We start from the raw sequence: 12854 nt of genomic DNA, 5'->3' as shown, positions 1-12854 counted from the left end.
CATGGCGGGGGCTTCGGCCCCCGTCTTCTTTGGGGTGAATGATGGCGACGTACAGCCGCGAGAAGTTGGTGCGCGACGTGCTGCTGGAGTTGGGCGTGCTTGACCCCAACGAAGCGCCCGAGGCAGAGGACGCGGCATGCGTTGGTGAGAGGATTCAGACGGTTCTCGAAGAGCTGAACGACGAAGGGCTGATCCCATTTCAGGTGGAAGCACCGATCCCGGCCAAGTACATGGGGCCGATCACCTACATCGTGGCGCGTGAGCTGGTGAGCCAATACGGCGTACTTTCTCGCGCGGATTTGCTGGAGAACCGTGCGCAGGGTGCCTATGGGCGCTTGTGGAAGCTGCGCGAGAAGACCGCCTCGGATGAGCCGGTGAAGGCGACCTACTTCTGATGGATCTGCAGCCGATCGACCTGCTGGGCGGCTACTACAAGGACGCCAGCCTGCCGTGGAGTGCGCAGGACACGGTGAACTGGCTGCCTGAACTTGCAGAAGTGCCTGGTACGCGGACGCAGTTCAAGCTGGCATCACCTCCGGGGCTGAGGCAGTTCACGAAGCTCGGCACCAAGCCTGTGCGTGGATCAATCAACGTCGAGGGTTCCCTGTTCGTTGTCGCTGGCAATGAATTGCGCCAAGTCAAGGCAGATGGCACCAGCACGCTGCGAGGCACGATCCCCGGGGTAGGCCGCGTGTCGATGGCTTACAACCAGGTCACTAACGGCAATCAGTTGCTGATCGCTAACGGCCAGTCCAGTGGCTACGTGTTCAACACGGCGACCAACACCTTCACCGTTATCTCGGATGATGCGTATCCGGGCGCCAAGGCTGTGGCCTACCTGGATAGCTACCTGTTACAGGTCGAACCGTTCGGGAGGTTCTGGTTCTTCTCTGACCTCGCGGATGCGCTGTCGTACAACTCGCTTGATCGCAATGAGTCAGAAGCATCGCCAGACAAGATCGTCACGCTGGCTGTCAGCCAGTTTGAAGTCGTGGTGTTCAACCAGACCACCATCGAGTTCTTTAGCAACGTCGGCTCGGACACTGGAACCTTCCAGAACAAGCGCATCTTGATTGAGCGTGGCTGCTCCAGCGGGCAGTCCGTGGTCAAGCTGGATAACAGCATCTTCTGGCTGGGCGACGATGGCGTGGTCTATCGGCTGGACGGCTACAACGCCATCCCGATCTCCACCGGCGCGATCCAAAGCGCCATCAAGAGCAACAACTTGCCCCAGGCGTTTGCCTTCAAGTGGGAGGACGGAAAGCACAAGGTCTACTACCTGACTTTTCCTGACGGCCAGACCTGGGGCTATGACGTGGTCACAAAGTTGTGGCACCGCCGCGAGTCCTATGGCCTAAGCCGCTGGCGCCTCAACACGCTGACGCGTTGGAACAACCAATGGATCGGTGGCGACTTCCAGGATGGGCGGCTGTGGATCTTGGATTGGGACTACATGCTGGAAGGCGACCAGCCGCTGGTGTCTGAGCGCGTCTCCGGCGTCGTCCACAACAATCAGAATCGCATCAACGTCAACTACCTTGAGTTGCTGATGGGGATGGGGACTGAGATGACTGTAGCCCCTGAGTCGGTCGATTCTAGCCCTGAGCCTGTTTGGCAGCCGATCAGCGAGACAAACGTCACCTACACCTTTACGCCCGATCCGAACGCCAATGGCAGCTTCATGAGCGGCCCGGTGATCGGTGAGACTCGCAATGGCAACATTCCTGGCGGCGGGCAAGGTTGGGTGCTAAGCATCTCGGGTAGCGGAACGCTGGGGATCAGGGTTGAGTCGCTTTACTTCACTGCTGAAGATGGCTCAACCGTCACCATAAAACTGTCTTCATCAAGCGGCACTGAGACGGTAGCCAATACGTCGTCCTCGCCGACCTCTGCGTTTCTCCCTAGCCCAATCGAGCGGACATTGCCGCTTAGCTCCGGCATCCAGGTCTCGCTCAACGGGCTGCAATCAGGCGCCTCTCACGTCTCCGGGTGGGGCATTGAAGTCCTGACCACGGGATACACGCCATGAGTCAGGCCGGGCTTGGCATCACTGGCGTCACGCTGATCCCCTCCACTGGTAGCTTTGCCTACTCGACCGTGCCGCATACGCGCTCAGTGAGCGGCAAGCCGAACGTGGTGGAGAACCTGCACGCCAGCCCCACAAAGACCGACGTTGTGGTAGCGCTGGAGCAGCTTTTCACCTCGCTTCCTGATTGCAACACCGTCAGCCTGGTGATCTCGTGGTTCGGCGATGACCTTCGGGTCGGTAACTGCCAGATCAAGCCTCGGATCGCGCTCGCTCCCAGCGACGTGGCGAGCGTGTCTTGGTCGCCCAGCAACTGGATGGTGGATGGCGTCACCGCCTCTACGGCCACGCTGGTGACCTTCATCAACGACTCGGCCGGCGGCTACAGCGTCTACGGTTCCACCCCGTCCGATGACTCCGTTGTCGAGGTCATCCGCTACATCAAGTCCAAAGGCAAGCGGATCGTTTTCTATCCGTTTGTCCTCATGGATATTCCAAGCAGCAACACGCTACCCAATCCCTACGGTGGAAGCAGCCAGCCAGCCAACCCCTGGCGCGGTCGAGTGACCTGCTTTCCGGCGCCTGGGCAGGCTGGCAGCCCTGATGGAGCCGTAACGGCAGCAACACAGGTCAACACCTTCTTCGAGCGCGAATGGGGATTCAACCGCTTTATCCGGCACTACATCGGGCTGTGCGCGCCGCTGTTCCAGGCCGGGGACGTGTTTATCATCGGGACCGAGATGGTTGGCGTGACGCAGATTCGTTCCAGCGCTACGTCTTATCCTGCCGTCGCTCAATTGCGCACCTTGGCAGCGAACGTCAAAGCAGCCATGCCGCAGGTTTTGGTGTCATACGCCGCGGACTGGACCGAGTACCACACGCGGCAGTATTCGGATGGAACGCTGAACTTCCATCTGGACCCGCTGTGGGCGGACAGCAACATAGACTTCGTCGGCATCGACAACTATTTCCCGATCGCCAACATCCGGCCGAGCGACGATCCGGCGCTGGCCTATGACATCGCCTACCTGCAGTCGAACATCGAAGGCGGCGAACTCTACGATTGGTATTACGTAGACCGGACCAACAACGTCGAGGCCGCCATCACCGATGGCGCTTACAACAAGCCGTGGGTGTACCGGCAGAAGGACATCCGCAACTGGTGGCAGAACGCGCATGTGCCGCGCGCCGCTGGCGTAGAGACCACGCCGACCGCATGGCAGCCGCGCATGAAGCCGCTGTGGTTCACGGAGTACGGCTGCCCGGCCATTGATCGTGGGCCGAATCAGCCGAACGTGTTCTACGACCCGAAGTCTTCCGAGTCGTCACTGCCTTACTTCAGCACAGGCGCTCGCGACGATCGCGCTCAGGCTGCCTATTACGAGGCGACCATCGGCTACTGGCGCGACAACGGCGGCGACATGATTTCGGCGGACAACATGATCGCCTGGACATGGGACGCACGCCCCTACCCGCAGTTCCCTTCGCTTGAAAGCGAGTGGGGCGACTACGGCAACTATCCCAGAGGCCACTGGCTGCAAGGGCGCGACTGGATCGAGCCGAAAGCTATGGATCGCAAAGTGCAGGTCTGCTACAGCAAAGACGGCGGTAACAACTGGTCTAACTGGCGCGAATACTCCATGGGTGAGCAGGGGCAGTACCAGCGCCGCATCCGAATCAACCGTCTCGGATCGGGCCGTAACTGGCTGTTCCGCATCCGCATCGCCTCGCCAGTAAAGCGCGACCTCTACGGCGCAGTGGCCTACATCGAGCCGACAGGCGGCTAAATGATCGAACTAGCAGATTTTCTGCCCGCTCTGAACGAGCCTGGGCAGGCGGTAGCGTGCGCGGAAGGAAAGCAGCCAACGCGCGATGAGTTGCGCTCTCTGGAAGACGCGATACGTACGCTTCCAGCGCAGGAATGCCCAGTGACTCATCACTTTGCTCACGGGATATACGGCCGAGAAATGTTCGCACCGGCTGGGACGATTTTGACCGGGAAGGTGCACCGCTTTTCGACGCTCAACGTGCTTGTGCAGGGCGAGATCACCGTCACCACCCCAGCCGGCATGCAGCGCCTAGTTGCGCCGGCAATTTTCACGTCGCCGCCTGGCTGCAAAAAGGCTGGGTTCGCGCACACCGATGTCATCTGGCTCAACGTCCATCCGACCAAGCTCACGGATGTTGATGCCATCGAGGCCAAGTTCATCGAGCCGGATGCCCCGGCACTCAACGCAGGAGAGACCGCATGTCTTGGGGCGCAGTAGCAGGGGCCGCGGTTACTGCCGTTGGCGGATATATTTCTAGCAAGAACAACAAGAAGGCTAACAGCAGTTCGCAAGGTGCTTATGATCAGGCGTATCTGGCGAATACTCGCAACCTGCAACCCTACATGGACGCAGGTACAGGCGCACTGAACCAGCTAGCTCAGCTCAACGCCGGCAACTACAGCAGTTTCAGAGAGTCACCTGACTACCAGTGGACGCAGCAGCAGGGATTGCAGGCGCTAGACCGCAGTGCCGCCGCTCGTGGCTCTCTCTACTCGGGCGGCCAGACTGCTGACGTGCTCAAGTACTCCCAAGGCCTCGCATCCCAGCAGTACAACAACTACTACAACAAGATTGCTGGAATCGCAGGCCTTGGACAAAGCGCAGCGAGTGCACTGACTGGCGTCAACAACAACTATGCCAACCAGACCGCGGCGACTGCGCAGAACAACGCATCGAACAGCAATGCGCTGATTGGTCTAGTCTCTGGCGTCGGCTCCAATCTCCTGAGCAACTACAACACTCCGCGGCAGAGCAGCTATGGCGGTGGCAACAACCTGAGCTCGCTCTACAACATGCAGGCCAACACGGGCCAAGGTAGCGCCTACAACTTCGGGAACAACCTCTACAACTTCGCGGGGCGCACCTATGGCTAATGCACTAGCTGATTTCCTGGGTGGCTACCAGGCAGGTAACGAGATCACCCAGCAGCAGCGCCAGCAGCGCCAGCAAAACCAGCTAACGCAGCTTGCACCGCAAATTGTCTCTGGCGACCCGCAGGCATATGCCCAAGCGGCGGCGATCAACCCGCAGGTGGCCCAGCAGTATCAGGCTGGCGGCGATGAAATCGCCCGTCGTGCACGCGGCGCCGCTAAGTTCCTGCAGTCTGCCCTGCAGTCCGGCAACCAACAGCAGATCATGGCGGCGCGGCAGACCATCAAGCCCTTCATGGACACCTTGAAGCCGGGCACTTCCTACCCGATGGACTTGGATCCGCAGCAGGAGATGGCAGGCATCCAAGGGTTCCTGGCGCAGACCTCCTATCTCGATCCGGACCTGAAGGCAGGCACGCCGACCGGCTTCCGCGAGTTCCAGATGAAGGCAGCGGCAGCAGGCCTGCAGCCTGGCACGCCCGAGTATCAGAGCGCGGCGAAGATCGCGCTGGGACAGGAAGCACGCCAGTCGTCCGCGGCGATCGGCTACCAGAAGATGACCATCAACGGGCAGGATGTTCTGGTTGCCACTGATCCTCGCGGTATCGGCTCGCAGATCGTTGGCAGTGGCACCAGCTATGGCACATTCGCCAAGCCCGCGGTGGCGGGTCAGGGTGCTTCTGCAGTCAAAATCAACATCGATGGCCTACCGCCAGAGACGCAGCAAGAAGTGGCAAACACAGTCTCTGCAATGCAGGCTGCGAATCTTCCTCAGAGCGCGATTGACTCAGTGCTTCAGTTGGCTGCGGCACGTGGCTCTGAGAACATGGCGAACAACCCGTTCGCTGGGCGTCCGCAGGAGCAGCAGGCCGCTGCCACTGAGGCAGCTAAGCAGGCCGTGCAACTGCAGTACTTGCCCGCCATGGAGAACGTCAAGACAAATGCGGCTATCCAGCAGGCCGGCGGAACCGCGCAGGCTCAAGCTCAGGCTAAGCAGCAGGCCGAAGTGCAGCAGCAGCAGCAGACGCGCGCACGAGACGCCCGCGATACGCTGTCCTTGCTGGATCAGGCCGAGAAGCTACTGCCTGGCGCTACGGGTGGGCGTGCAGGCAGCCTTGGCGACACTGCTGCGGCGATGTTTGGCGTTTCGACTCCAGGCGCGCAGGCAACTGCCCAGTTGCAGACCATCGCGGGTCAGCTCACCTCGAAGATGCCACGTATGCAGGGTCCGCAGTCTGACCGAGACGTGCAGCTTTACCAGCAGATGGCTGGCGACCTTGCGAACCCGAACGTCCCAGTTGTGACGCGCCTAGCCGCGCTGCAGACCATCCGCCAGCTCAACGAGAAGTACGCGAATGGTAGCCAGCAGGGCGCCACTGGCTCACCTGCCAGAGTGCAGAATGCCAACGACTACAACGCACTGCCAAGTGGCGCTAGCTACTACGCCCCGGACGGGACGCTGCGGAGGAAGCAGTAATGGCAAACCCGTGGGATGCGGACCCGATCATCACACCGCCGCAGGGGGCAGCGCCTTCGCCGGCTACTGGTGGAAATCCGTGGGATAGCGATCCTGTCATCAGTGCGGACGGATCGGCACCAACGCCAAATGCCCCAGCGATGCAGTCCGCACAGCCTGATTTCTCTGGTGTAACCGCTACTGTCAGCAGCACCGCTAATGACGTTCCGCGTCCTTACAAGGACAGCGCTTTCAGCAAGGTTCTTGGCTTTTTCGAAGGGCCGGCGCCGATCCAAGGCAACACGCTGCAGGAGCGGCAGGCCGACTATCAGAGCCGAAATCCGGCGCTGAAGGGCCTTGTTGGCGCGGGGCGGGCAGTGGACCGTAATCTGCGCGGCATCGGACAGCTTACTGGCACCAGTACGCAGGCTATGGACGAAGGGGCCAAGGGGCTCAATCAAGTATTGGCAGGCGATGTAGCCACGAATCTTGGCGACATCGCTGCCGAAGGTCTCGCGCTTGCTGTGCCTGGTAGCAAGATTGGCGCGCTCCCCAAGATGGCATCAAGGGTTGCAGCAAGCACTGGTCTCGGCGCGGCTTCCGGCTATGTAGGAGCCGCCGACTCACAGGGGGAGCGGCTTGGTAATGCTGCATGGAGCGGTGTATTCGGCGCTGGTGGCGAGGTGGTTGGGCAGGGCTTGCGGTTACTTGGCTCTAGGGCAACGCCAGAAATCATGGCTCTGTACAACGCAGCGAGGCAACGCGGGATTGAACTGACACCGGCTCAACTAAGCAATAGTCAGTTTTTGAAGCGCGCTGAGAACATGCTGAAGAACATCCCTTTTACCGGGTCTAACCAGGTTTGGGAGAAGCAACTTGCGCAGTTTAATCAGGCCGTATCCAAGACTTTCGGCGAGGATGCACCGAAGATCACGCCACAAGTTTTTGCGGATGCGAAGTCTCGTATTAGCAAGCAGTTTGAAGACCTTTCCGCGAAAAGCACCCTAAACGTTTCTGACAAGCTGCTGGAAGGGCTTGGCGCGATTCAGCGGGAGGCAACCGATTTTGGTGACGATGCAACAATTAGGGCTGTTGGGAGCGCCATAGATAGGCTACTTCGTCAAACTCAAGATGGCGTGCTGCCTGGCGCTGCCTATAAATCGCTAGATAGCCAGTTGGGCAAGATCATGGCAAATGGCGGGGAAAAGGCAGCCTACATTGGACAGGTTCGAGACACTCTGCGCCAGGCCATGGACGAGTCGATCCCCGCTGCTCTCAAGGATGCTTGGACACAGGCTCGTAGCCAGTACCGAAGCCTGAAGACGGTTGAGCCGCTGGTGGCGAAGTCTGCGGATGGAACCATTTCTCCTGCCCAACTGATGGGCAGAGTGACTGCTGACAAGTCAGGTAAGGCCGCGATGGCCGCTGGCCGAGGTGGTGAGCTAGGGACTCTTGCGCGCATCGGGCAAGCCATGAAAGCACCAAGCTCATCTGGCACTGCTGAGAACATGCTGGCGGGCGGCCTTTTCAACCCTGTTAACTGGCCCAGTTACGCCGCAGGCGGAGCGCTTGGCCTTACTGCAGGGCGCGCCCTCAACAGCAACGCCTTGGCATCTCTGATGGCTACCCCGGTTGCCAATTCGGTCTTGTTGAACCAGCTAGCTCGCCTCGCTGCTCCGGGAGCTATCGCCACTACCGCCCCCATCGTGACCGATACGAAGCGGCCCAACAACGGACGCTGAGGTGTAGTGCGTCTTCTTGCGCTGAGCCTTCAATGCCTTCTTGGCATCGGCTTCAGCGTAAGCCTGATCGATCCGCTTCTGATCGTATTCCTCAAGCTTCTTCCAGTATTTCCCGAGCGTTGGGCCGGCAGCTAGGCCCACAAAAACGCCGATTGCATGTACCCAATCCATACCAGCCCCGGCCCCGTCCGGGGCGTGTGTGTTGGGCGGATGCTAGCACTCCGTTGACACCTCCACCAACCAAGGCAACCTGACCGGGTTGCCACAAAGCGAAAGCCCCGGCAGCGACGAACTGACCGGGGCTTTCTTGTATCCACCCGTGCACCACCACGAGGGAACCGTGACCAAGAATACACCGAAATCGCACGTTGGAGTAACCGGGAACATGACCAGAAAAGGCGCTGATCGAGTCGGATTCGTGCTGGCGCTGGCTGCCCTACTTTTCGCCGGATGTGCTGGCGCAGCATTGATCGTGGTGGCGCTGAATTAGAGCGCCGCTGCCCTAGAACACCCTAAGACCCGCTCTGAGCGGGTTTATTTTTGCCTGGAGCAACCATGTCATTTAGGTTCTATAACCCAGCCCCCGTGTTTTTCGACCTGCTGGGGATCGAGCCAGCGGCCGGGGGTAGCCTCACCTTCTACAGCCAGGGGACCACTACCCCAAAAGGCACCTGGTCCGACTCGGATCTGACCATCGCCAACACTAACCCTGTTCAGCTTGATAGCTCCGGCAGGGCGAACGTCAACATTTGGTGCGATGGCGCCTATACGGTGATCCTGAAGGATGCTGACGGCACGTCGATCTGGACCCGTGACTTCGACTCAGGCCAGGGCGGCGGCGCCACTATCCCGGCACTGGATAACGGGAAGTTCCTCACGAACGACGGCAGTAACCTGTTGTGGAGCACCGTCCTGCAGGTGCCAGACCCGACTGGCGCAGGCGGCAAGATCCTCGGCACCGATGGCAGCAACCTGATCTGGCAGGCAGCGCCCACCATCCCGTCTCTGCCGATCGTCAACAGCACAAGCTCGGACAAGATCGGCACGCTGCTGATCCAATACGGTAGTGCGAGTGCTCCGGCATCTGGCGTTCGCCAAACGTCCTCCAGCGTCAACTTCACCACTGCATTCGACTCGGCGCCCTTCATCGTCGAAGTCATCCCGCGCAATGCCAGCCACACGTCCGGCAACCAGATCGGCGTACCTGCGATCACGACGAAAACTGCAACCGGCTTCACCGTGCAGTTTGACAGCGACGACTTTGGGCAGACTAACGCCAACTTCATCAACGCCATCCCCTATGACTGGGTGGCATTTGGCCGCAAGGCGTAACCATGCCGACAGCAGCGCTTCCCAGGGCGCAATCAGCCATTGTAGACGCGACAGGTAGCCCAACCCGCGAGTGGTACAGCTATTTCCTCGCGCTGCGCAATAGCGAGGGGCTGACGCCGGCCCAGCAGAAGCAGCTAGACGACCTGGCTGCACGCGTCACCGCACTGGAAGATGGCGGCGCAGGTGGCGGCTTAATCCAAGGCATCGGCTCGATCGTCACACAAGGCAGCCCACCGGGAATCGTCCAGATCAGCCTAGAGGGCGATACCGACACGCCGGGCAACACGTGGTACTACGGCACTGCGCCTGATGGCTCGCGAGGCTGGTGGGCGCTGTCCGATGGCCTAGCCGTCACCACAGATCTGACCAAGACGGTTGGATCGGATGGGGTTGCGACGTTCGGGCTGGCCGACCTGCAAAACAGCGGCACTGGCACAGCCATCTACAAGACAACGCGCGACTCCAAGGGCCGCACAAGCGGTCAGGTCGCAGCAACAACCAACGACCTGCCAGAGGGATCGTCCAACCTCTATTACACCGACTCTCGGGCAGATGCGCGCGCCAACGCTGCCGTTGCCGCCCACGTCGCACAGGCCGATCCACACCCGCAGTACACAACCGCCGCTGAAGCCGCTGCCGCCGCGCCAGTCCAGAGCGTAAATGCGCGGACTGGTGCGGTCTCGGTTCCTGACTTCGTATCCAAGGCAACTACGCCGACCTCTACGGACTATGGACGCGCTCTAGTCAACGGCGACCGCTGGCGGAACACCAACAATGGCGTGCTCTACACCTACCAAGACGGGGCATGGCTCTACGACAACGCCGCTTCGCTGTCGCGCTATGTCCCCGCGCGCTTGAGCACTGGCGCCGCCTCTCCAATCCCGCTCAACGCTGACGGCACCATTCCGGCTCGCCTGTCTAACGGCACGCTGAGCAATATCCCCACACAGGCCTGACCATGGCAACAGACCGTATCCCGCTGGCTTTTGGAAAGAGCACTGGCGGCGCAGCAATTGAGATTCAAGAATTACCGATCGGCGACCAGATTTCGCCTATCTGGGTTGCCGGTTTGACTGGCAGCAACATGCTCATCAACGGCGACATGCGCATTAACCAGCGTGTTTTCGGAGGCGGCAGCCTTGCGGCTGCTTCGTTCGGCTACGACCGCTGGTTCGCTGATACTGGTGGAGCTAATGTCTCGGTCAACGCGGCTGGCGTAATCACGCACACCAGCGGAACGATTTGCCAAGCCATCGAGGCTCCACGTGGAGCATTTGGCGTATCGGTTACGGTGAGTGTTGGCGATTTGAGCGGAGGCAGCCTCACAGTAAGCGTAGGCGGCGTCAGCGGCACCATCAGCGCGGGTGCTGGGCGTCGATACGTGAACCTGACAACGCCATCTTCAACAGGCACCGGTAATCTGCTGGTAAAGATCACGGGTTCTAACGTGACATACCGTGAGGTTGCGGTTGTGCGCGGCGCGGATTTCCCGGTCTATGAGCAACTCGGGAGGCCCGCCTCGATCCTGAACGCACAGAGATTCTGGCAAAAGAGCTATCAGCAGGGTGTCGCCCCAGGTACTACAAATCAAGATTCAGGCGCGGAAATTATTCTTTTGAATGGCCTCCCGGCGGGTCCAAGCTATTTGTTTGGAGTTAATGTTAAGTTTAGTCCTCCGATGCGGACGACGGCTGCTGTTACGATTTTCAGTAAGACAACTGGCGCTAATGGAAAACTGCGAGATGACAATGCCGGAACTGATGTCAATGCATCGATGGCTGGGGTTTCAGACGCAAAAGTTTTTGTTTTTGGTACGATTGCTAATACCGCAACTTCCGGAATAAACTTGCAATTCCAGTGGGTTGCAGACGCGGAGATTACATCATGAGTGGTTGGAAACTTACGAAGAATCCGGACGTGGTTATCAGGCTCTCTGACAATGCCTGGGTTCCGAAAGGACATCGCTGGTGGGACGAATATGAGGCCTTTCTGGCTGCGGGCGGCGTTCCTGAGCCGGCGGATCCGGGTGGCATCTAATGGCGTTCCCGGCTAATCCAACGAAAGGCCAGGTGTGGACTGAGTTTGGAAAGTCGTGGGTCTTTGATGGTAGTGGCTGGGGGGCTGCGGTAGCGCCCTTGACGGTCTCTGCTGCGCTGCAGTCCCGCACTGTCTCCCAGCTAGTTGATGCTGGAGCCGACACCAACAAGCAGTTCCGCTGCACTGATGCGCCTGGCGGCGAAACGATCGTGTACAGCGATGGAGCCACCTACCGCCGGATCTCCGACAACAGCCCGGTGGTGACCTGATGCCAGATCAAACGCGCATAGGTGAGATCGTCGGCCTGCCACTCAGTGGCTTGACCGATGGGCAGACTGTCACCGTTGGCGAGGGCTACTGCTTCCTGCCGAGTGGCCGACGGCTTATGGCCACGGGCGCTAGTGCGGTGATCCCTGCGTCGCAGCCGATCGGCTGGATCCACGCCTACGCTGCGGAGGTGTCGAACAACACGTTGGGGCTGGAGCTGTCCACAACCGGACCGGACGTGGCCTATCGGGGTACTGCCCGCACAAAGACGGGTGACGTGACGAGGCGCTATCTCGGCTCTGGCCGGATCGAGACAGTGGGCAAGCTCCGAGGCGGCCGACACGTGACGGTCGGATCGCGTGGCAACTACGTCCTGCTGGATCACTCTACCGCGTCATTCCAGACGCCACCCCAGGCGCTCAACCTGAGCATCGTGGCCCTGACTGCTCCGACGCAGCAGACTATCGACCTGACGCCTTACATTCCGCCAACTGCCGTTGTCGTGGAACTCAAGGTGACCAACCTGTCGAACCTGACCGTCTACGTAGGGCGCACGGCACTAGGCGCGCTGTCCCGGACTACTCGAGTCATGGACGTGGCGCCGAACAACAACCTCGTCTTCCGCATGCGCCTTGACGCCGACCAGGCTGTGACGCTGCTTGCCTCGGCCACCGGTCTTCTAGGCAACGTCGTGACCATCGCCGCCGGCAACGTCATCGTTGAGGTAGTGGGCTACCTGTTCGACCGCTGATTATCTCTCTGCAAATCTCTGTTTTCTCTTTGCTATGGCGTGCTTGGCTAGGAAAGCAGAGAGACCGCAGATAGATATGCGAGTTTCTTCTAAGTTGTTGATATATATGTTATCTACAGTGCAGCATGGTATCCATGAAGTGACGCCCGGCGGCGGCAATGGGAGGCGCTGAGGCGCTCCGCAATCGCTCTCGATGTCTGGAAATCTCCTGAAATAACGCGTTAGCATCCTTGCTAATTGCGGAGCATGAATTGCAATGAAAGCATTGCGGCAGTAGGATTGATCATAAGACTTTTAATCTTTTGGTCGATGGTTCGAATCCA

The 12854-nt window shown here is 59.7% G+C and carries 11 protein-coding genes; all 11 read left to right on the top strand.

Annotated elements, in window-relative coordinates; genetic code table 11:
- The first annotated feature begins 41 nt into the window (after positions 1–41).
- Positions 42–395 carry a hypothetical protein gene (locus D183_RS0101475; RefSeq protein ID WP_157835146.1) on the top strand — a complete coding sequence of 118 codons (354 nt, stop codon included), beginning with the start codon at positions 42–44 and terminating at the stop codon, positions 393–395.
- Positions 395–2029, top strand: coding sequence for a packaged DNA stabilization protein (locus D183_RS23740; RefSeq protein WP_017907412.1), 1635 nt, complete (start codon positions 395–397; stop codon positions 2027–2029). Before D183_RS0101475 ends, D183_RS23740 begins: the two co-directional genes overlap by 1 nt.
- A complete protein-coding gene (locus D183_RS26145) occupies positions 2026–3813 on the top strand; it encodes a baseplate megatron protein TIM-barrel domain-containing protein (protein WP_081613231.1) in 1788 nt (595 codons plus the stop codon). The genes D183_RS23740 and D183_RS26145 overlap by 4 nt, the downstream gene beginning before the upstream one ends.
- Positions 3814–4293: a hypothetical protein gene (locus D183_RS27235; RefSeq protein WP_157835145.1), complete on the top strand. Its 480-nt coding sequence runs from the start codon at positions 3814–3816 to the stop codon at positions 4291–4293.
- Positions 4275–4949 carry a hypothetical protein gene (locus tag D183_RS27230; RefSeq protein WP_157835144.1) on the top strand — a complete coding sequence of 225 codons (675 nt, stop codon included), beginning with the start codon at positions 4275–4277 and terminating at the stop codon, positions 4947–4949. The genes D183_RS27235 and D183_RS27230 overlap by 19 nt, the downstream gene beginning before the upstream one ends.
- Positions 4942–6423, top strand: a complete 1482-nt coding sequence (locus tag D183_RS25940) for a hypothetical protein (protein ID WP_017907408.1) — start codon at positions 4942–4944, stop codon at positions 6421–6423. Before D183_RS27230 ends, D183_RS25940 begins: the two co-directional genes overlap by 8 nt.
- 140 nt (positions 6424–6563) lie before the next feature.
- Positions 6564–8144 (top strand): hypothetical protein, encoded by a 1581-nt coding sequence (locus D183_RS27225; RefSeq protein WP_157835143.1) that lies wholly within the window; start codon positions 6564–6566, stop codon positions 8142–8144.
- A gap of 585 nt (positions 8145–8729) precedes the next feature.
- Positions 8730–9476: a gp53-like domain-containing protein gene (locus D183_RS0101440; protein WP_017907407.1), complete on the top strand. Its 747-nt coding sequence runs from the start codon at positions 8730–8732 to the stop codon at positions 9474–9476.
- A gap of 2 nt (positions 9477–9478) precedes the next feature.
- Positions 9479–10432: a hypothetical protein gene (locus D183_RS27220; protein WP_157835142.1), complete on the top strand. Its 954-nt coding sequence runs from the start codon at positions 9479–9481 to the stop codon at positions 10430–10432.
- Between the two features lie 2 nt (positions 10433–10434).
- Entirely contained in the window at positions 10435–11364 is a 930-nt protein-coding gene (locus D183_RS27215; protein ID WP_157835141.1) for a hypothetical protein, read from the top strand.
- Positions 11365–11781: 417 nt separating this feature from the next.
- Entirely contained in the window at positions 11782–12531 is a 750-nt protein-coding gene (locus D183_RS0101435; RefSeq protein WP_017907406.1) for a hypothetical protein, read from the top strand.
- Positions 12532–12854 lie beyond the last annotated feature (323 nt).

Origin of the sequence: Xanthomonas sp. SHU 199 (assembly GCF_000364665.1) — a bacterium.
GTDB lineage: Bacteria > Pseudomonadota > Gammaproteobacteria > Xanthomonadales > Xanthomonadaceae > Xanthomonas_A > Xanthomonas_A sontii.
The sequence above is the reverse complement of the archived record's forward strand: the minus strand, read 5'-3'. Positions and strand labels throughout refer to the sequence as shown.

Bases quoted from the DNA above. Each gene is read 5' to 3' on its own strand.
- D183_RS26145 (WP_081613231.1), top strand. From the start codon at position 2,026: ATGAGTCAGGCCGGGCTTGGCATCACTGGCGTCACGCTGATCCCCTCC.
- D183_RS27230 (WP_157835144.1), top strand. From the start codon at position 4,275: ATGTCTTGGGGCGCAGTAGCAGGGGCCGCGGTTACTGCCGTTGGCGGA.
- D183_RS0101435 (WP_017907406.1), top strand. From the start codon at position 11,782: ATGCCAGATCAAACGCGCATAGGTGAGATCGTCGGCCTGCCACTCAGT.
- D183_RS27235 (WP_157835145.1), top strand. From the start codon at position 3,814: ATGATCGAACTAGCAGATTTTCTGCCCGCTCTGAACGAGCCTGGGCAG.
- D183_RS27215 (WP_157835141.1), top strand. From the start codon at position 10,435: ATGGCAACAGACCGTATCCCGCTGGCTTTTGGAAAGAGCACTGGCGGC.
- D183_RS25940 (WP_017907408.1), top strand. From the start codon at position 4,942: ATGGCTAATGCACTAGCTGATTTCCTGGGTGGCTACCAGGCAGGTAAC.
- D183_RS23740 (WP_017907412.1), top strand. From the start codon at position 395: ATGGATCTGCAGCCGATCGACCTGCTGGGCGGCTACTACAAGGACGCC.
- D183_RS27225 (WP_157835143.1), top strand. From the start codon at position 6,564: ATGCAGTCCGCACAGCCTGATTTCTCTGGTGTAACCGCTACTGTCAGC.
- D183_RS0101475 (WP_157835146.1), top strand. From the start codon at position 42: ATGGCGACGTACAGCCGCGAGAAGTTGGTGCGCGACGTGCTGCTGGAG.
- D183_RS27220 (WP_157835142.1), top strand. From the start codon at position 9,479: ATGCCGACAGCAGCGCTTCCCAGGGCGCAATCAGCCATTGTAGACGCG.